Source organism: Mitsuokella jalaludinii DSM 13811 (assembly GCF_000702905.1).
GTDB classification, from domain to species: domain Bacteria; phylum Bacillota; class Negativicutes; order Selenomonadales; family Selenomonadaceae; genus Mitsuokella; species Mitsuokella jalaludinii.
Genome location: NZ_JNKR01000002.1, coordinates 1 through 21,753, shown reverse-complemented (window position 1 = coordinate 21,753; position 21,753 = coordinate 1). Strand labels below are relative to the sequence as shown.

The 21,753-nt window shown below is 58.2% G+C and carries 10 protein-coding genes; all 10 read right to left on the bottom strand.

Translation table 11 applies throughout. The features are described 5' to 3' along the window. Window positions 1-726, bottom strand: coding sequence for an orotidine-5'-phosphate decarboxylase (gene pyrF / locus T518_RS02290; protein ID WP_036374613.1), 726 nt, complete (start codon window positions 724-726; stop codon window positions 1-3). Between the two features lie 8 nt (window positions 727-734). Beyond that, window positions 735-1,685: a dihydroorotate dehydrogenase gene (locus T518_RS02285; protein ID WP_036374610.1), complete on the bottom strand. Its 951-nt coding sequence runs from the start codon at window positions 1,683-1,685 to the stop codon at window positions 735-737. Next, the gene (locus T518_RS02280) at window positions 1,682-2,461 is read right to left on the bottom strand and encodes a dihydroorotate dehydrogenase electron transfer subunit (RefSeq protein ID WP_036374607.1); all 780 of its coding nucleotides are present in this window, start codon (window positions 2,459-2,461) and stop codon (window positions 1,682-1,684) included. Before T518_RS02280 ends, T518_RS02285 begins: the two co-directional genes overlap by 4 nt. Next, the gene (gene carB / locus T518_RS02275; protein ID WP_036374604.1) at window positions 2,448-5,675 is read right to left on the bottom strand and encodes a carbamoyl-phosphate synthase large subunit; all 3,228 of its coding nucleotides are present in this window, start codon (window positions 5,673-5,675) and stop codon (window positions 2,448-2,450) included. Before carB ends, T518_RS02280 begins: the two co-directional genes overlap by 14 nt. 3 nt (window positions 5,676-5,678) lie before the next feature. Next, window positions 5,679-6,752, bottom strand: coding sequence for a glutamine-hydrolyzing carbamoyl-phosphate synthase small subunit (carA, locus tag T518_RS02270; protein WP_036374601.1), 1,074 nt, complete (start codon window positions 6,750-6,752; stop codon window positions 5,679-5,681). Between the two features lie 17 nt (window positions 6,753-6,769). Further along, window positions 6,770-8,056, bottom strand: a complete 1,287-nt coding sequence (locus T518_RS02265) for a dihydroorotase (protein ID WP_036374599.1) — start codon at window positions 8,054-8,056, stop codon at window positions 6,770-6,772. Then, a complete protein-coding gene (locus T518_RS02260; protein ID WP_036374596.1) occupies window positions 8,053-9,000 on the bottom strand; it encodes an aspartate carbamoyltransferase catalytic subunit in 948 nt (315 codons plus the stop codon). Before T518_RS02260 ends, T518_RS02265 begins: the two co-directional genes overlap by 4 nt. Window positions 9,001-9,275: 275 nt before the next feature. Beyond that, window positions 9,276-10,889, bottom strand: a complete 1,614-nt coding sequence (locus T518_RS02255) for an MBL fold metallo-hydrolase RNA specificity domain-containing protein (protein WP_036374594.1) — start codon at window positions 10,887-10,889, stop codon at window positions 9,276-9,278. Between the two features lie 221 nt (window positions 10,890-11,110). Continuing rightward, complete coding sequence (locus T518_RS02250) at window positions 11,111-21,325, bottom strand: YadA-like family protein (protein ID WP_036374590.1); 10,215 nt, start codon at window positions 21,323-21,325, stop codon at window positions 11,111-11,113. A 97-nt stretch (window positions 21,326-21,422) separates the two neighbouring features. Continuing rightward, window positions 21,423-21,753: IS30 family transposase (locus T518_RS02245; protein ID WP_036374587.1), on the bottom strand; the 331-nt coding region annotated here is incomplete at its 5' end.

Below are 21,753 nucleotides of genomic sequence, written 5' to 3'. Positions count from 1 at the left end.
TCATTGTACGGTCTCCATTTCTTTCAAGATAGCCTCGGCTGCGGCCTTCGGGTCTTCGGCGGCGCGGATCGGGCGGCCGATGACGAGGTGGCTCGCGCCGCTCTTGAGCGCAGCCGAAGGCGTCGCGATGCGGCTCTGGTCGTTGATGGCCGAGCCTGCAGGGCGCACGCCCGGCGTCACGATCAGGAAGTCCTCGCCGCACGCTTCGCGGATGAGGGCTGCTTCCTGCGGCGACGCGACGACGCCGTCAAGGCCGGCCGACTTGGCGAGCTTTGTGAGGCGCACGACGGCGTCCTTGATGGGAAGGGTCTGGCCGACGCCCGCCCAGTCTTCCTGGTTGATGCTCGTCAGCACCGTGATGGCGATGAGCTTCGGGCACGGGATGCCTCTCTCCTCTGCTGCCGCGTGCAGCCGGTCGGCTGCCGTCTTCATCATCGTGTAGCCGCCGCTCGCGTGGACATTGAGGATGTCGGCGCCGAGGTCCATGAGCGAGCAGAGCCCGCCGGCCACGGTGTTCGGGATGTCGTGGAGCTTGAGGTCGAGGAAGACGTGCTTGCCCTGGCCGCGCAGCCAGCGGACGACTTCGCCGCCGACGCTGTAGAAGAGCTCCATGCCGACTTTATAGTATGAGACGCTTTCCCCGAGCTTCTCGACGAGGGACTTGACGTCCTCCATCGTGTGGAAGTCGAGGGCCACGATCAAGCGGTCATCTGCTTGGATTGCCATTATCTCTGTCATCCTTTCTGAACATCGTTCCGGAACCCGAGAAAGCCCGGATTGGCCTTGCCGACGATCTCCTCGATGCTCGAGAAGCCGTGCTCAGCAAGGTACGTGTCGAGGCCGTCGCAGATCTTCATCGTGATCTCCGGGTCGGTGAAGTTGGCCGTGCCGACGGCGACGGCGCTCGCACCGGCGAGGAAGAATTCGACGGCATCTTCTGCACTCGCGATACCGCCCATGCCGATGATCGGGATGCGGACGGCCTGCGCGACCTGCCAGACCATGCGCACAGCGACCGGCTTTACGCAGGGGCCGGAGAGGCCGCCTGTGATGTTGCCGAGCACGGGGCGGAATCTGTGGATGTCGATCTCCATGCCGAGCAGCGTATTGATGAGCGACACGGCGTCTGCGCCGGCCGCCTCGACGGCCCTGGCCATCGCGACGATGTCGGTGACGTTCGGCGAGAGCTTGAGGATGACGGGCTTCTTCGTGTGCGCCTTGGCCTCGCGGACGACGGCCGCAGCCGCCTCCGGGTCGGTGCCGAAGACGATGCCGCCTTCTTTGACGTTCGGGCACGAGACGTTGAGCTCGATGGCCGCGACGCCCGGCACGTCGAGGAGACCGGCGAGCTTGCCGTACTCCTCTGCCGTGCTGCCCGAGATGTTGACGATGACGTTCATGCCGTACTGCTGAATGCGCGGCAGCGTCTCATCGAGGAAGTGCTCGACGCCCGGATTCTCGAGGCCGATGCAGTTGAGCATGCCCTCCGGCGTCTCTGTGATGCGCACGCCGTCGTTGCCGCGGCGCGGCAGGAGCGTCGTGCCCTTGACCATGACGCCGCCGAGGCGCGAGAGGTCGACGAAGTCTTTGAATTCCTCGCCGAAGCCGAACGTGCCCGAGGCCGTCAGCACCGGCGTCTTCATGGCGATGCCGAGAAGATTTGTCTGGAGTCGTTCGTCACTCATGCGAACACCTCCTCTGCCGGGAAGACGGGGCCGTCCTTGCAGACCTTCTTGCGCTGGCCGTCCGTCGTGTCAATCGAGCACGAGAGGCAGGCGCCGAGGCCGCAGGCCATGCGCTTCTCGAGCGAGACTTCGCACGGGATGCCGTGCTCTCTGGCGATCTTGGCGACGCCGCGCATCATGACTTCCGGGCCGCAGGTCACGACGACATCGTAGTCGCCCCTCTCGAGGATCTCGGGAAGGACGGTCGTCGTGAAGCCCTTGGTGCCGCGCGAGCCGTCATCCGTCGTCAGGAAGCAATGGCCGCAGAGGTCGTCAAAGAGGCCCGACCAGAAGAGCTCTTCGGCCGTCTTGCCCCCCATGAGGACGTCGGCTTTGCCCTGCATGGCTGCCGCGTAGTAGAGCAGCGGCGAGAGTCCCATGCCGCCGCCGACGATCAGCGGGTGCTTGTACGCCATCGCGAAGCCGTGGCCGAGCGGGCCGAGCACATTGACCATCTCCCCCGGCATCAGCTGTGCGAGCGCTTTCGTGCCCTTGCCGACGACGCGGTAGATGAAGGCGATGCTGCCCTTCTTCTCGTCGACAGCCGCCACGCCGACCGGGCGGCGCAGTGTGAACGCACCCGAGAGGATGCGCAGCTGCACGAACTGCCCGGCCTTGGCCCGGCGCGCGATCTCTGGCGACTCGACGACGAGGAAGTAGACGTTCGTCGCGAGCTCCTGCTGTGCGAGGACCTTCGCGTCGCGCACGATTTTCTCTGGATGATTAGGCAAGGTCATCACCACCACCTACATAGTCCTGGATGGCCAGCGAGTAGACAAGGCGGCGCTCACGCATGAAGGAGAGCACGCGCAGGACTTCCCAGGCCGTGTCGAGAGACGTCAGGCAGGCGATGCCGTGCTCGACCGTCGCGCGGCGGATCTTGAAGCCGTCCTTGGCCGAGTGCTTGCCCTGCGTCAAGGTGTTGATGACCATGTTGATCTTGCCGTTCTTGATCATCTGGATGATGTCGGAGCTGCGCTCGTGGACCTTGCCGACGACTTCTGCATCGATGCCCATCGACTGGATGGCCTTGGCCGTGCCCTCCGTCGCGCAGATCTCGAAGCCGAGTTCGGCAAAGGCCTTGGCGAGCTGCTTCATCTCTTCCTTGTCCTTGTCGGCAACCGTGAAGAGGATGCAGCCCTTCGTCGGGACGTGGATGCCCGAGCCGATGATGGCCTTGTAGAGGGCGCGCGCGTAGTGGTAGTCGATGCCCATGACCTCGCCCGTCGACTTCATCTCAGGTCCGAGCGCGATGTCGACGTCTGTCATCTTCGCGAAGGAGAAGACCGGTGCCTTGACGGCGACGTACGGCTTCGGCGGCACGAGGCCCGACTTGTAGCCGAGCTCCTTCAAGGTGTGGCCCATGGCGATGCGCGTCGCGATGCCGACCATGTCGACGTTCGTGACCTTCGAGAGGAATGGCACCGTGCGCGAGGAGCGCGGGTTGACCTCGATGATATAGACCTCGCCGTCGACGACGACGAACTGGATGTTCAGGAGGCCCTTGACGTGCAGCGAGAGCGCGAGGCGCTTCGTGTAGTCGATGATCGTGTAGATGACCTTCGACGAGAGCGTCTGCGGCGGGTAGACGGCGATGGAGTCGCCCGAGTGGACACCGGCGCGCTCGACGTGCTCCATGATGCCCGGGATGACGACATCGACGCCATCGGAGATGCCATCGACCTCGACTTCCGTGCCCTGCATGTAGCGGTCGACGAGAACCGGGTGGTCCGGCGTGACCTTGACGGCGCGGCTCATGTAGTCGCGCAGCTCCGCCTCGTTGTAGACGATCTCCATCGCGCGGCCGCCGAGGACGTACGACGGGCGGACCATGACCGGGTAGCCGATCTTGGCGGCACCCGTGACGGCATCGTCGAGGTTCGTGACGCTGATGCCCTGCGGGCGCGGGATCTGCGTCTGCGTGAGGACTTCATCGAAGCGCTCGCGGTCCTCTGCGCGGTCGATGTCGTCGACCGACGTGCCGAAGACCTTGACGCCTGCCTTCTGCAGGGATGCGGCGAGGTTGATGGCCGTCTGGCCGCCGAACTGGACGATGACGCCCTCCGGATTTTCCTTGTCGATGATGTTGAGGACATCCTCTGCCGTCAGCGGCTCAAAGTAGAGGCGGTCGGAGATGTCGAAGTCCGTCGATACCGTCTCCGGGTTGTTGTTGATGATGATGGCCTCGATGCCCATCTCACGCAGTGCCCAGACGGAGTGTACGGAGCAGTAGTCGAACTCGACGCCCTGGCCGATGCGGATCGGGCCGGAGCCGAGGACGATGACCTTGCGGGCGTCGGACACACGGACTTCGTCCTCCTCTGCCTGGAAGGTCGAGTAGTAGTACGGCGTGGCGGCCTCGAACTCGGCTGCACACGTATCGACCATCTTGTACTTCGGCAGGATGTGCATCGTCTTGCGGATGGTGCGGACCTCGTCTGCCGTCTTGCCCGTGATCTCGGCGATGGAGCGGTCGGCCAGGCCGATGTTCTTCGCCTCGAGCATGAGGCTCGGCGTCAGGGCTTCATCCTTGAGCTTGTTCTCGATGGTCGCGATGTTCTGGATCTTGTAGAGGAACCACTTGTCGACCTTCGTGATATCGTGGATCTCGTCGACTGTCGCAATGCCGCGGCGCAGGGCTTCGGCGATGACGAAGATGCGCTCGTCGTTGATGCGCGCGAGGTTCTTCTTGACGCGGGCATCGTCCCAGGCGTCCATCTTGTCCATGTGCAGGCGGTGCACGCCGATCTCGAGCGAGCGGGCCGCCTTGAGGATGGCGCCCTCGAAGTGGCGGTCGATGCTCATGACCTCGCCCGTCGCCTTCATCTGCGTGCCGAGCGTGCGGTCAGCGTAGACGAACTTGTCGAACGGCCAGCGCGGGAACTTGACGACGCAGTAGTCGAGGGCCGGCTCGAAGCAGGCCTTCGTCTTCTGGGTGACGGCGTTCGTGATCTCATCGAGCGTGTAGCCGATGGCGATCTTCGCGGAAACCTTCGCGATTGGGTAGCCCGTCGCCTTCGAAGCGAGCGCCGAGGAGCGGCTGACGCGCGGGTTGACCTCGATGACGTAGTAGCGGTTGCTGTTCGGGTCGAGTGCGTACTGCGCGTTGCAGCCGCCTTCGATGCCGAGCTCGCGGATGATGCGGAGCGATGCAGAGCGGAGCATCTGGTACTCGTGGTCCGTCAGCGTCTGCGACGGAGCGACGACGATGGAATCGCCCGTGTGGACGCCGACCGGGTCGAAGTTCTCCATGTTGCAGACGGTGATGCAGTTGTCGTGGCCGTCGCGCATGACCTCGTACTCGATCTCTTTCCAGCCGGCGACGCTGCGCTCGATGAGCACCTGGCCGATCATGGAGTACGTCAGGCCCTTGATGACCGTCTCGACGAGCTCCTCTTCGTTCTCGGCGATGCCGCCGCCGGTACCGCCCATCGTGTAGGCCGGGCGGACGATGACCGGATACCCGATCTCATTGGCGAACGCCACAGCCGACGGCACATCCTCGACGATCGTGCTCTCGGGGATCGGCTCGCCGAGCTTCTGCATCGTCTCTTTGAAGAGCTCGCGGTCCTCTGCTCGCTCGATGGCCTTCAAGGGCGTGCCGAGCAGCTCGACATTGTACTTCTCGAGGACGCCCTTCTCGGAGAGCTGTACCGCGAGGTTCAGGCCAGCCTGGCCGCCGAGCGTCGCGAGCAGGCCGTCCGGGCGCTCCTTCGAGATGATCTCCTCGAGGAATTCCGGCGTCAGCGGCTCGATGTAGACGCGGTCCGCGATGTGCGTATCCGTCATGATCGTCGCCGGGTTCGAGTTGACGAGCACGACTTCGAGGCCTTCTTCCTTGAGCGCGCGGCAGGCCTGGGAGCCGGCGTAGTCGAATTCAGCGGCCTGGCCGATGATGATTGGGCCAGAGCCGATGACCATTACTTTCTTGAGATTCGCTTTCTTTGGCACGAGTCATTCCCCTTTCTTCAGCATTGCCCAGAACTCGTCGAACAGGTACATGTTGTCGTCTGGGCCAGGCGCTGCTTCCGGATGATACTGCACGGAGAAGATCGGAAGCGTATTGTGGCGCATGCCCTCGACCGTGCCGTCGTTGACATTGATGTGCGTGACCGTCAGCGGCAGGTCCTTGAGGGATTCTTCGTCGACGGCGTAGCCGTGGTTCTGCGAGGAGATGTAGACATTGCCCGTGCGCAGGTCCTTGACCGGCTGGTTCGTGCCGCGGTGGCCGAACTTGAGCTTGTAGGTCTTCGCGCCCATCGCGAGCGCCAAGAGCTGATGGCCGAGGCAGATGCCGAAGATCGGCTTCTTACCGATGAGCTTCTTGACCTCTTCGACGATCTCCGGCACGTCAGCCGGGTCGCCAGGGCCGTTCGAGAGGAAGACGCCGTCCGGGTTCATGGCGAGCACTTCCTCTGCCGTCGTGTGAGCCGGAACGACCGTGATCTTGAAGCCGAGGTCGTGCATCGACTTGATGATGTTCTGCTTGACGCCGAAGTCCATCGCGACGACAAACGGCGCGTCTTCCTTCTCGCTCTCGAGCGTGTAGGCCTCAGGCGTCGTGACTTCCATGACGACGTCCTTCTTGATGGGCACGGCGAAGAGCTCGTCGATCTCCGTCTGCGCGGCATCCTCGGAGACAATGATGCCTTTCATCGTGCCGGCATTGCGGATCTTGCGCGTGACAGCGCGCGTGTCGACGTTGTAAAGGCACGGGACGCCCTGTTTTGTCAGAAAGTCCGCGAGGCTTGTCTCATAGTGCCAGTTGCTGCCGTGCTCGCAGAGCTCGCCGATGACGAAGCCATTGACGAACGACTTGCGCGACTGCATGAAGATGTCAGCGATGCCGTAGTTGCCGACCATCGGGTAGGTCAGCGTCAGGATCTGGCGGCAGTAGGACGGGTCCGTCAGGCTTTCCTGATAGCCGACCATGCCGGTATTGAAGACAACTTCACCCGTTGCCTTGATATTATTCAAGAGTTCCCCGTGGAATACGCTGCCGTCTTCCAGGATCAATTTTCCTTTCACTCAAAACACCTCACTAATCAGAGAACCACGCCGTCTTTCATGACGACCTTGCCATCGACAATCGTCAGGACCGGCTTGCCCGTGAGCTCGCGGCCGACGAACGGCGAATGGCTGCCTCTCGTGTAGAACTTCTTCGGGTCGACCGTCCAGACAAGATCAGGGTCGATGACTGTGACATCGGCATTCGCGCCGACGTTGATCGTGCCGGCATCGAGCTTGAAGGCCTTTGCAGGGCCCCACGTCATTCTCTCGATGATCGTCGGGATGTCGACCTTGCCCGTCTTGCAGAGATCCGTGAAGAGCACGCCGATGGCCGTCTCAAGGCCGGGGAAGCCGCTCGGAGCGTACACGTACTCGCGGTCCTTCTCCTCCTGTGCGTGCGGGGAGTGGTCCGTGACGATGGCGTCGATCGTGCCGTCCTTGAGGCCCTCGACCATCGCGTCGACATCGCTCTGCGTGCGCAGCGGCGGATTCGTCTTCGTCGAGCTGTCGTAGAGGTTGACGCACTCGTCCGTCATCGTCAGGTGGTGCGGCGTGACCTCCGTCGTGACGCGCACGCCGCGCTTCTTGGCCTGGCGCACGAGGTCGACAGAGCGGCCCGAGCTGATGTGGGCGACGTGGACGCGCGCGCCGGCGTACTCCGCGAGAAGGATGTCGCGGGCGACGGCGATGTCCTCGGCGACCGTCGGGCGGCCCTTCATGCCGAGCATCGCGCTGCGGTGGCCCTCATTCATGACGCCGTCCTCGACGAGCGACGTCTCTTCCTCGTGGTTGATGATGACCTTGTCGAACGTGTGCAGGTAGTCGTAGGCGTTCAAGAGGACCTTGGCCGTCGGGTCGAAGTGGCCGTCATCGGAGAACGCGACAGCGCCCGCCTCGACCATGTCGCCGAGCTCGGCGAGCTCCTGGCCCTTCTGGCCCTTCGTCACTGCACCGATGATGCGGATGTGGACCTTGGCGACGTCCTCGGCGCGCTTCTGGAGGCTGCGCACGATGTCAGCCGCATCGACGACCGGCTTCGTATTCGGCATCGTCGCGACCGTCGTGTAGCCGCCGGCGGCTGCTGCCTTCGAGCCGGACTCAAAGTCCTCCTTGGCCTCCTGGCCTGGCTCGCGGAAGTGCGTGTGCATGTCGATGAGGCCTGGCGTGACGAGCTTGCCCGCTGCATCGTAGACTTCCGCACCTTCAGCTGCGAGGTCCTTGCCGATGGCAGCAATCTTGCCATCCTCGATCAGCACATCAGCGACTTCGTCAAAATGCTCTGCCGGATTGATGACCCGGCCACCTTTGAGTATCAGTTTCATTCCTGTTTCCCTCCCGTCAGAACCAAGGTAAAGAGTGCCATGCGGACGGCTACGCCATTCTGGACTTCTTCCTGAATCGCGGAGTTGTCGCCGTACGCGACGAACGGCGAGATTTCCCATCCTTTATTCATCGGGCCCGGATGGAGGACGAGCACATCGTCCTTCGCGAGGGCGAGGCGCTCATTGTTGAGGCCGAAGATGCGGGCGTACTCGCGCGTCGTCGGGAAGAGACCGCCCTTCATGCGCTCGAGCTGGATGCGCAGGACTTCGATGACGTCCGCGTCCTTGATGGCGTCCTCGATGCGCTCGTGCACGACGATGCCCGGCTCCTCCGAAAGGAAGCGCGGCAAGAGCGTCTTCGGGCCGGCGATGTGGACTTCCATGCCCATCTTGCGCATGCCGTAGATATCGGAGCGCGCGACGCGGCTGTGCAGGACATCGCCGAGGATGGCGACCTTGAGGCCCTCGAGATGACCCTTGTGCTGCTCGATCGTGAAGAGGTTCAGCAGGCCCTGCGACGGATGCGCGTGGGCGCCGTCACCGGCGTTGATGATGACCGGGCTCACGACGCGCGCAGCGTACTCCGCCGCGCCCTCTGCCTTGTGGCGCATGACGATGGCGTCGACACCCATCGCCTCGATTGTGTAGAGCGTGTCGCGCAGGCTCTCGCCCTTGACGATGCTCGACGTGCCCGCCGTGATGTTGACGACATCGGCGCCGAGGTACTTACCTGCAAGCTCGAACGACGTGCGCGTGCGCGTCGACGGCTCGTAGAACAGCGTGACAATGGACTTGCCGCGCAGCGTCGGGACTTTCTTGATGTCACGATGGATGATGTTCTTCATTTCCTTGGCCGTCTCGAGTACGAGACGGATCTCCTCCGCCGAGAAGTCAGCGAGTCCGAGGACGTTCTTGCCTCGTAAGGATACATTTGTTTTCCCCAAGTTGATCACTCCTTAAAGAATCCGCTAGAAATGGTCCATTGTCTTTTTAGCCCCTGATATGCAGAAAAGGAGCTCCCTATGCGTATGCATAAGAAAGCTCCTGGCTTTACGTAAGCTTATGACGTTACTTTGTGGCTCCCTTTATGCGCATCGCAGTACGCATCTTAAAAAGGCAATTTTCCTTTTTCGTCTGTGTCATCTGACTGTAGCTATTATATCGTATCTCAGACCGAAACGCAAGGCAGATGAGAAATTCCCTCCCATCAGATTTCCCATCAGATATTAAACGGCGTGAAGAGCTTGCGCATGTAGTTGCGCGCCTTGCTCATGACCTTGATGACCGGCTCCATCATCTTCGGCTGGCGCACGACGTACTGCATGACGCGGCGGCGCAGCTGGCGGTAGTCGGAATCGAAGTCGCGCAGGACATCCTCCATCTCCTTCTCGACCGAGACGGCCGGGATGTTCGACGGGATGATCTCCGACGCGCGGCCCGAGATCTTCGCGAGGTCGCCGCGGAACGGGATGTAGCACTCGATGCCGAGCTCTTTCTGGATGCGGCTCTTGAGCGCTTCCTGCGCCGGGGCCTCGCCGTGGACGATGAAGATCTTCGCGGGCTTCGGGTCACGGATCTCGCCGAGCCAGCTCATGATCTGGTTGGCGTCGGCGTGTGCCGAGAATCCGTCGAGGCTCTTGATCTGCGCCTTGACGGCGATCTCTTCGCCGAGCACGCGCACGCGCGTGATGCCGTCGATGAGGCGACGGCCAAGGCACCCCTCTGCCTGGTAACCGACGAAGAGGATCGTCGACTCCGGGCGCCAGAGGTTGTGCTTGAGGTGATGCAGCACGCGGCCCGCATCGGCCATGCCGGAAGCCGAGATGATGATGGCCGAGCCCTCCGACGAGTTGAGCGCGCGCGACTCTGCCGCCGTCTCACAGAGATGGACCTGTGCAAAGTTCGGCACTTTCCCCTCTTTGCCGAAGACCTTCAGGGACTCCTCGTCAAAGTCGCGGAAGTTCTTGAGGAAGACGCGCGTCGCGTTGATGGCCAGCGGGCTGTCGATGATGATCGGGATGTCCGGGTCGAGCCTTCCCTCACAGTGCAGCCGGTAGAAGTAGTAGAGAAGCGTCTGCGTGCGGCCGACGGCAAACGACGGGATGATGAGGTTGCCGCCGCGGTCCATCGTCTCGTTGACGATCTCGATGAGCGCCGTCTCCTTGTCGTAGAGCTGGTGCAGGCGGTCGCCGTACGTCGACTCCGTGATGACAAAGTCAGCGCCGTGGATGATCGTCGGGTCGCGCAGGAGCGGCTGGTCCGGCTGGCCGAGGTCGCCCGAGAAGACGAGCTTCGTCTCCTTGTCGCCCTCCTTCACGTAGATCTCGAGGATAGCCGAGCCGAGGATGTGGCCCGCATCGCGGAAGAAGACGCGCAGATTGTCCGACAAGCGCAGCTCCTTGTCATAGGGGACCGGCGCGAACTGCTTGAGCGCATCCATCGCATCGTCGACGCCGTAGAGCGGCTGGATTGGCTCATCGCCGCGCCGCCTCCCCTTGCGGTTCATCAGCTCCGCATCCGACTCTTGGATGTGCGCAGAGTCGGGCAGCATGATCCGGACGAGATCACACGTCGCCTGCGTCGCGTAGACCGTCCCCTTGAAGCCCTCGCGCACGAGCTTCGGCACGAGGCCGCAGTGATCGACGTGCGCATGCGTCAGGAGCATGCCGTCGATGTCCGCCGGGTTGAACGAAAAGGCGTCGTAGTTGTACTCGCGGATGCGCTTGGCACCCTGGAACATGCCGCAGTCAATCAGATAGCGGTCCTCCCCCGTCTCCAGCAGATAGCAGGAACCCGTGACTGTATGAGCCGCACCTAAGAATTCGAGTCGCATAGAAATGCCCCCTTATACGTCTACATCTGTATTGGTTGTCTTCCCATTAGATACACGTTACTCTTACTGTCTCTTACTGGTAATATTCGCATTCATGCGTTCGGATTCCTCTTTTGAACAGAAAGTTTTTTCGCTTTTTACAGCAAGAATCCCGCGTGTCTTGCAGCATGCGGGATTCCGGAAATCTCGTGTATCCTGTTGTGTAGTTCAGGGTTCAGGGCTCAGCGCTTGACGTTCTTGAGCTCGGCGCGGAACTCATTGGCGAGGTGGTTGAGGCCGCCGTCCTTGTTGAGGGCGGGGTTCTTCGTCGCACCGTTCTTGAGCGCCGTGTAGAGAATCTGCGCGAAGTCGTTGCGCGTGAGCATCGGATTGTTCGCCGGGTCCTCGACGCGGCAGTCCTTGAGCGCGCCGGCCTGCGCGAGCTTCGCGACAAAGTCGTACGCCCAATGGTTCTCCGGCACATCTGGGAAGAGATCCTCGCCGCTGACAGGAGCAGTCGCCTGAGCTGGCGCCGTCTTCTGATCGGCGAGCCTCTCGAGAATGGCCGTCTGGCGGGCCAGAAGCTCCTTGAGCTCGTCGTTCTCCGCCCGCGTCGAATTGTCGACCGACGGCAGATAAGCCGCCACAATCGGCACCTGCTGGCCGCTGGCCGTCGTCGTCACCGCCGTGACCGGCTGTGGCATCTTCGTACCCTCTGCCTGGCCACTCGACTGCTGCGTCTGCGTCGGGGCCGCTACGAACTGTACCGGGACAGCCTTAGTCGCCGCCTGCGTGCTCATGTGGCCAGAGTCCTTGCCCATCTTCCAGGTGATGCCGGCGTTGACCATGTTCTCGCCGCCGCCAAAGCTTGCGCCGACCGACATCGTCGTCGTCTCATCCGGATGGTAGTACATGCCGACAGCTGCCGCACTCGCCCCACGGTAATTGCCAAAGCCTGCCGCAAAGTCGACCTTGTCGTCCGGATTGTATTCACCCGGATGCAGCGCCGCCAGAGCAGCCGCTCCAGCGCCGACGCGGTTGATACGCGAGTCGAGACGGTTGACCGCCCGGTCAAGCTGATTGATGTGCGCCGCATTCTGGCCGATGGCCTCGCCCTGTCTTGCTGCCAGGTCGTTGACCTGCTTGACATTGACCGCATCGCCGTCGTTCTTGCCGTCGCCGACATTCCCGATGGCCTTGCCATTGGCATTGATGCCCTTGTCATCGACATACGTCTTGCCGCCAACTTTGAGCGAGTCGCCCGTCAGCGCCGACTTGTCGCCGACTTTTATGCCGTCCTTGTTGACGACCGTGTCGCCCGCCGTAAAGGTATCCGCCTTCATGGATTTCGCCGTAATGGAGCCCTCGTTCCCTTGGATGGTCACATTGCCCAGGTCGATTTTCTCCTTATTCAGGCCGATCTGGTAATTGGTGCCGCCGGAAGTATTTTTACTGCTGCTATCCAGCGTCAGATTCTCATCAACCGATACAGAAGAGTGCTGCGTAGAAGTAGTGTAAATATCGGTCATGCGATTGTTCAGTTTGGCAATAGCCGTTGTCGAACTATCTCCATCCTGTACCGGATCCTTGCTCGTGACAGCACTGTACCGATTATCGCCTACGCGACTGTTCACCTTGTCGTTCAGATTATTGACGGCTTCCACGACAGAGGTCTTCTGATCGTTGCCGCCGTTCTTTGTTTTGACTTCCGTGGACAGCCTGTCGGTATCCCCCACATCCGAGGCTTTGGCCACATCGTTGATGACAACCTGGCCTTTCGTATTTCCACTTCCATCGACGATATTCATGGTGACGCTGTTCTGCTTCTTCCCATTCGCATCGGATTGGGTCATGACATCATACGTACCTGCCTGGATATGCTGTTCATTGGCCGAAGCGGTGGTGGTAGCCTGGGTATAGACAGCCTGCAGCTGGCTTTCCGTAGCCGCTTTCGTGGAACCATTATAGCCATCTTTCTTCGCCATTGCTTCATCCCATGAGGTATTGGCCAGGCCGCTCACTGTATTGTCGGTGCCGTTCACCGTGACCTTGCCCACTTTGGCCTGACCGCTGGTCAGACTGGTGGTGCCAATGGTGACGGAACCCTGTTCTGTCAGGTCCAGATTCTTGTTCAGTTTGACTTTCACAGCCCCTGCATTGGTGCTGTCAGCTTCCGTGGTGATATTGCCCTGCTTTTTGACGGTCTTGCCGTCGGCTTCATATTCTGTATCGCCGATGATGCCTACCGTCTGGCCCAGCATCTGAGAAACAGTACTGCCTTTTTCATCCCGCAGGCCGAAGCCACCGCTCTGGGAGGCAATGGTTACCTGGTTGATGGCTGCCTTCAGCTGACCTTCCGTAGCCGCCCGGTTCTCCACCACTTTGGACAGATCCCAGGCAGTGTTATCCAGTCCGGTGATATAATCGCCCTCATTCTGGTTTGCGCCGCCGCCAATCTGCTTGCCAACGAATATGCCGCCTGTCCAGCTATCATTGGTATCCTTACTGCCGCCCAGACGAATACTCTTCGTATTGACATCCGGAGCCAGGCCATAGGTAAAACTGGTGCCGCTCTGGGTCAGGACCATATTGTTGCCAGCCGCAAAGGTCACGGTATCGCCGGCCTTCACCTGCTGGGCAGTATCCCCTGCCTTCTGGACATTCCAGGCCGCATTGTTGATGGCCTCTGCCACTTCCTGGGCATCAGCCACACCGGAACCGGTGGCAACGGCTTTGTTGTCTTTCACAGCCAGTTCGGCCGTATCCACATCCATTTTGACCGTGGCACCGGAGTCAGAACCAGATACGGTTACCGTGCTGTTTTTGCCGTTGACGAAGGAAACGGTCTTGTCCGCACCGATACTGGTAGTGCTGTCCGTATTGGAACCGGCCACCACCTTGCCGTCTGCCACGCCTGTAATGGTATGGCCGCCGTTCTGCAGCCCCTGTTTGTTCAGGACCACATCAGTGGTTGTGTCATCAGCTGCCTTGTTGGCATCATGGAGGCGGACTTCTGTAGCATGCTGAGTCAGCGCGTTGCCCTGGGCATCGGTGACTTTCAGGCCTTCCCCGTTCAGGACAGCCGTGTTCTGTTTGTCGTCTACAGCGGTGACACTGTTCATGTTGGTCAGCGTCTGATTGAGCTTGTAGGTGAACTCCTTACCATTCTGTTCAAGACTCAGGTTATCGCCTGCCTTGAGAGACACTGTATCACCAGCCTTGACCTGCTGTGCATTGTCCGTATGATTTCCATCCTGAATCGTCCAAGACGCATTGTTGACGGCAGTGGCCACATCCTGAGTTGTTGCCAGTCCATTAGCTGTGGAAGTAACCGTACCAGCCTTATCACCGGTACCAGCACCAAATGTGCCGGTGGTCACGTCCACCTTCACCGTGGCATTGCCAGTGGTGTCATCCTTTGTAATCACGGACTTAGTATACGTGCCATCCGTATAGGTCACGGTCTTGCCAGCACCAATCTTGGCCGTCACGGCAGTCCCATCCGAATTCTTTTCGACAAGGTTCCAGCCACCGCTGACCTGGTTCTGGAGAGCCTCCAGCTGGCCCTTGTTGACGGCATCGGTAGGAGCAACGCCATCACCCACATTATGGATGACATTTCCGCCCATGGTAACATTACCGTTGGTAATTACCACCTTGGGTGTTGTGCCTTCTTTGATAGTCAGGCCATTTGTATCCAACGTGCTGTTGCCAGCAGTTACAGAATCAAGCGTGATATCCTTGTTCAGTTTCACTGTCAGAGTAGCATTGCCTTCAGCATCAGCTGTAGTCACAACACCAATGTTATTGTCCGACAGCTCTTCGGCCTTATTGGTGCCGCCTACCACATTAAGCTGCTTGCCAAGTTTTACCTTCTGAGCTGTTGCATCATCGCCTTTGACGTTGAAGCCTGTCTCAGTCGTACCACTAGCCGAAGCCTGCACCAGACGCTTGACATCGCTGATATTGGCCGCATTGGTGTCTGTATCGCCGCCGCTTGCCACATCAGTGATCTGCTTGCCACCATTGTTCAAGCCGTTGGCAGTCAAGGAGACCGACTTATTGCCAGTACCCGACGAAGCAATTGTCACGCCACTTGCGGCAAGAGTCGTAGTGACTCCATCCTGAGCAACAGTCGTCAGGCTCTTGATACCAGTCAGCTCATCATTCAGCCTATAGGTGAAATCCGTGCCACTCTGGGAAAGTGTCAGATTGTTGCCCGCCTTGAGTCCGACAGTCGTTCCAGCCTTGATAGCCGTAGCTGTGCCGTCGTTGGCTTTGATGTTCCAAGCCGCACTATTGATGGCCTCAGCTACATTCGCTGCCGTCGCTACGCCGTCAGTTGTCGGTGCAGATATCGTGCCATTGGCACCGGCATTAATCTGAGCCGTATTGATATCATACTGAACATTAGCCCCATCCGTGGCCTGGGTCACCTTCGCGGTCGTATAATTGCCATTCGTGAAGGTGACTTTCTTGTCGGCACCGATATTGGCAGAGGTCGTACCGTCAGTTACCTGGAAACCGCTTGCGACTTTATCGCTAACGGATTTCAGCTGATCTTCTGTAGCCGCCCGGCCTGCCTCGTAGGTGGTCTGTCCGACTGTCCAATTCTTATTGTCCAATCCGGTGACGTAGTTCTTGTTGTCCGTCCCCTGCTTGCCAACTTTGACATTGCCTGCCTGAATGGAGTTGTTTGCCGTAACGGTATCAATACCGGTAACATCCCTCTTCAGATCAAACGTCACCTTTCCATCCGACACCGTGGCCGACGTATTGGTTCCATCCGCAAAATCGATGCCATCAGCCAACGTGACTGTACCAGCCGCCGTGCCATTCTGCTTCAAGCCCAGGTTGTCGACATTGACCGTATAAATTTTATGCTGATCCGTCTGATTGGTCTCTACCGTCCCCAACGATGCATTGGTTCCAGCCTTGACTTCAGTCGATGCGGCTGCCTTCGCTGCATTCATGTCTGCTGTGCTGGCAGCACCCAAATCACTAAGGCTCAAAGTTGTTGCCGGAGTGGTGCCGTCGTTGCTGGTGAACGTGACAGTCTTGGCTTCGGAGTCTTTCGTGACCGTAAGATGCGTGTTCTTGATATCAACAGACGCAGTATCACCATCATTGCCGGTGATGGTCAGCGTGGATACATCATTGGACTTTGACGTCAAAGTAGCTGATTTCAGAGCATTGTGGGTGGCACTGATGGTGAAGGTTTTGGATGAGCCATCCGTACTGGTGGCGGTATCTACCTTTACATTCGAACCGGCAGACATATTGATGGCATCCTTGGCCTGGGTCTTGATGGCATCATTGGACACATTGAAGGTAATGGCACCATTTTGACCCACAGAAGCTGTGGTGTTTGTACCGTTGCCAAAGACCAGTCCATCACTGAGTGCTACACTAGTCTTCTGTCCATCAGCCACCTTGACTCCCAGATTGCTGACATTCACTGTGTAGATATGGTGTCCATCGGCAGAAGTGGTGTCATCGGATACGCTGTCTACATTGGTTCCCTTGACAACCGTTGTAGTTGCTTTCTTGATTTGGCTGTAGTTGGCAGCATCGGTATCATCCGTCCCTGCCAAGACGTTTTTAATCTGCTGGCTATTGGCGCTGATGCCGTTACTGGTAAACTTCGGGCCGCCTGTGATGGTCAGGCCGTTGGTGTTGAGCGTGCTACTACCGGTGGTGACGGTAGCTGCCGTCACAGTGCCAGTAGTCAGGCTGCCATCCGCGCCCAGATTGACATCCTTATTGAGTTTCACCGTCAGCGTGCCCTTGCCATCGGAAACGACGCCGATATTGTTATTATCGGATAAGCCGGTCGTAGCGCCGCCTTTGACGGTGAGCTTACTGTTCAGCTTCAGGGCAGAGTCCGTCCCTGTGTCGCCGCCGAATTTCAGGCCGTCGTCGGTGGTGGCTACGGTCTTGTCGTTGACAAGGAGACGGTTCGTTTCTGCGCCGGTCACATCAGCCGTTTTTGTCGCACCGCTGGTACGGAGCGTAACGCCATTCTCACCCTTTGCATCTTTCAGTGCAAGTGTGCCACCGTTATCACCGGTGCCGTCCAGCTTCAGGGTTTCCTGATAGCTATAGGTTGTGGTGGATGTGCCATCGTCAGTAGTTGTTGTGGTGGCGGTGGTCTTTCCCAGCTGGGCGGTGTTCAGATTCTTAAGGTTGCTTGCCAGTTTGACATGGAGGGCATCATCTTCTGCAATGACGGCGATGTTCTTGTCGGCAATCTTGGTGCCGTCTACGGTGGTCACAGACTTGCCATCCGTGGTGGTCGTGTTAGATACACCTTCTGCGCCGCCGGTGATGGCCAGTTTTTCGTTGGAACCTTTGGCTACCACGTTGACATCATCGGCTGCCGTAGTCTTCCCGAAGGTGGAGTTGTCGCCGCCGAAGCGGATCTGGCGTGTCAGAGCGTAGAGCTGGGAGCCGTTGACGGCATCGGTGCTATTGGGGCCGACGAGACCGGCGGATACGTTCTGGATGCGGCGGGTGGCATCTTTGCTGCCCACCGTTACTACACCGGTTGCCTGACTGCCTGCATAGGTGTAGGCGCTGTCGTTGCCATAAGTGTAGTCTTTATCGTAGTTAGTTATGCCGGCAGAAATGCCATCCTGATCCATGGCCGCGATGTTGGCCGCATGGATATACTGGGCTTCGTATTTCTGCTTGATGGCCGTTTGTTCTGCTTCTGTCGTGGCTTTCTTGTATTCATCCGAGGCGATTGCTTCTGCATCTCCCTGCTCTTTGGCAAGTGTGATGGCTTCCGTCGTGGCAGACTTGGACGCCGTAGCGGAAGAGCCGGTACCGAGGTAGACAGAGTTGCCAAGGGTAGCCGTCACATCATTGCCGAGAATCTGGAGATTGGATACAGGTGTCCACTGTGTGGTGGCATCAACTGTGTTTTTATAGCCAAGGATTGTATCTCTCTGCACCGTTCCCCAGGTGTTGTAATCGATCTGGGTATTTCCCTTGACCTTATTGCCGCTGCCTACGACGGCAATCTGCTTCACGGTCTGCGTGTAGGCACCAGCCGTACCATTCTCGATGGTATTCTTATTGCCCATAATCGATACATCGGTCAAAACGTTCTTTTCACCATTCTGATTCAGCGTGTTGGAATTACCCACGGCATACACATCGGTGATAGCATTGCTGGTATTCGATGAAGATACAGAACTGATTGCATTCGAGGAGCCGTATAGACCACTGTTCTGTACAGTATCTTTAACACCCTGGCTGTTTGTGATCCGGTTGGAATTACCAGTAGTTATGACTGCCTTTCCATTATTGGCATTCGACATACCGATTGTAACGGAATCACTTCCCTCAGCCGTACTTGCCTTGCCGATGACGACCGCATTCGTATTCAGCGCCTCTGCCTCATCGCCGATGGCAACCGCATCCGCACTGTTTGCCTTCGACTTCGTGCCGATAGAGATGGCATTATCGTCGCGCGTCTCTGCCGAGAAGCCAATGGCAATGGACTGTACACCAACAGTCGAGACTGGAGTGCTTGTTGTATTGGCCGTATAGGTTGCCGCGCGTGTACCGATAGCGATGGAGTCATTGGTCTGCGCAATGGCCGACGTACCGATAGCCACGCTGCTCGTGCCTTCCGACGAGGTAGGATGCGGCGTTTCAGCCGTAGTCGTATCTGTAGATGGATCGCTGGCCGTGCCGATAGCGATGCTCAGCGTACCGCTGGCCGAGACATTGTTACCGATTGCCAAAGCCTTGACACTGCTTGCCTTGGCATTAGGGCCGATAGCCATGGCATCGGCCGCGCCGTCGGTATTAGCACCGGTGCCACCAGAATTCGTTGTCTGTGAACTGGGATTCACAGAGAAATACTTTGTCTTGGATGCAGAAATATTATTCTTGAGTTCAGTAACTTTATTATCGATATAGGTGGTGGAATAGGTTTGTACGTCCTTATTATCGCTGTCCGTGCCGACAATGGTGTTCTTTAGCTGATTCGATACTTCCTGGAGCTGTGCAACGGTAGCCACATCATGGTCATCGGAACCATCTGCTACATTGGAGATTCTTCTCAGCATCGGCGAATCTGTAGAGCCGCCGCCCGGATTTCCCACAGAGATATAATATTTAGGTGCCTCTTGGCTTGTCCACTTTGCATTTCCGGAAGGCGATCCTGACGCAATAGCACCAGCGCCAAAAGCAATATTGCCATCTGCTGCACTAGCCGCATTGCCGATGGCAATACTGCCGGAACCGGAACTCTTTGCACTATTGCCTAAAGCCATGCCTGAGTCCCCCTGTGCCGATGCTCCTTCGCCTATAGCAACAGCACGGTTCACTGCATGAGTAGCATGGCCAATGGCAATCGACGAGACAATGTTCTGATTCGTATTGCCTTCTGTGTAATTTGCCCCCGCACCGATGGAGATATTGTAACCATTCTGCGGGTTTGTATCCGTCTCACTCGTTACATTCTTGATGCCATTGCCAGCATTGGTACCGATGGCGATGTTGTTACTGCTCAGTACTGCACTGCCTGCAGACGCACCAATGGCTACGTTCTGCATGCCCTTGACGTTATTGCCGGCCGACGTGCCGATGGCAACGAGCGAACCGTTTCGTTCTTTGTAATCTTCTGTTGTGTTGACACCAGCATTATAACCTATCGAGATTGACTGATTGACATTTGCTACCGCACCATTGCCGATCGCTAAGGAGCTTATATTGCTTGCCTGCGTCGCATTGCCGATGGCGATGCCGCCCTGAGCAACGGATGTCTTATTACCGATGGCGATGCCGCCGCCGTTATCGTCGGTCTTCGCTTCACTGCCGATGGCGATGGAATCTGCATTGTGAGCTTCTGCCTTGTAGCCAATGGCGGTGGTTCGAGCCGAGTGCGTACTGGCATTGTCACCGATGGCAACAGAGCTTTCTGCACTGCTGTCCGAGGATGCCTGATAGCCAGCGACAAAAGCCTGTTTCGTCTGCGTCGCCTTGGCACCGCTGCCGATGACGGTCGTATTTTCACCTTCTGTGATGCTGGCTCCGTTGCCGATGGCCATAGAGGTTGCGGAGTTCGCGACTTCTGCCCCATCGCCGATGGCGGCTGAACCGTTCTTGACAATGGCAGCTGCCGAATCGCCGCCGGTAGCCCCATTCGTCACCTTAGCCCCTTTGCCAAGTGCCAGAGCTTCATTGCCTTCACTGACGGCGCCGTTGCCGATGGCAATGGAATCCAAGCCGCCCGCTGCAGCCAGAGTCCCGGTGGTGCCATTGGTCAGCGTAATGGGTTTATCTACACCACCGGTCACGGCTCCTTTGCCAATAGCAATACTTTCTTTTGCTGTCTTATTGATGGTAGCACCATTGCCCAGAGCCATGGCATCTGAGACAGTGTTGACCACGGCACTCGTGCCCAAGGCAATGGAGTTACTGCCGCCGTCTACTTTCGCGCCACTGCCGATAGCAGTGCTGCCCGTTGATACGCCAGTGCCAGTTGGATTCAAGACACTGGCACCCTTGCCGAAAGCAAGGGCCTGATTGCCGTTTGCCCTAGCACTGTCGCCAATGGCCACGCTGCTTTCGCCGCCCTTGGCATCGGTCGTCGTGGTTGTGGTGCCATCCGGAGTGGAAGCCTCCGCTTCGCCAGTCACCGCGCCCTTGCCCAGAGCGATGCCCTGATCACCAGCAGCATTGACCGTCGCGCCGTCACCGATGGCAACAGCATGATCCGCGGCTGTTTCTGTAGTCGTCGTGCTGTCGTCGGAAGTCACCGTAGTCGTATACGTCGCCGTCTTCGCATTCGGGCCAATCGCGACGGAGTTCGTGCCGTTGGCAACGGCATCCGGATCATACGTTGTCGTAGTATCGGTTGTTGTTACTTTCGGATTGACCTTGAAATACTTATTCAGCTTCGAGGTGTAACTCGTCGTTGTATTATCAGGATCGAGGCCAATGGCATCAATGACGTTCTTGATCTGCGTATCCAAGGCCGTCAGATTTGTTGCGGTCGTATTACCATTCTTCACATACGTACCATCAGTCGCCGGACGGAGCTCGCTGTGCAGCATACCACCAGTCACCAGCTTCTCATTGCCTGCGGCAATTGTCCCCTTGCCCAATGCGGTACCCCATGCCGTCAAATCCGGATCCGAAAGATTCGTAAGGTTTGATGCATTGACATCTGCTTTTGTGGCTAAGTTAGTCGTCGTAGATGTTCTCAAATTATCTATCGCCGTCGTATTTGCCGAAATATTGGTGGTATTCGTCGAAATATTGGACGTGTTGTTCTGAATTGCATCTGCATTCGATTTGACCTGTGTATCCAAGGTGCTCAGATTTACCGTCGCTTTGCCGATGGCCTGATCGAGTGCATTCAAATTCCACGCAACAGTCTTACCGGCATCAATCGTATTGGTGGTACTAGTTATGCCGGAATGCAACTCCTTATACATGGTTTTGCCGGAGACCAGTCGACTGTCATTAAGATCAACAGCACCCAGACCGATGGCCTCGCCCCATGCTTCCTCATTCTTTTTTTTCGGCGAATTGTCAAGCTAAGTGCAACACCTTTGAGAAATAGACCTCATATGGTGTTTTGTAGCCAAGGCACTTCCTAGGGCGCAGGTTCAACTCATGGTACTTCCGTTGGATGTAATCCTCTGGCGTATCCGTGATGTCCTTGCCTTTCGGGAAGAACTCCCGCAGAAGCCCATTGGTATTCTCGTTGGTCCCGCGCTCCCATGGATGGTGCGGAGCAGGAAAGTAGAACGTCACACGCTTCAGTTCCTTGCTGAGTTGAGCATGTTTCGAGAATTCCTTTCCGCGATCTGGCGTGACCGAAAGATGCGGCTGCCCCGAGAGTGCTTCACACATCACCTTG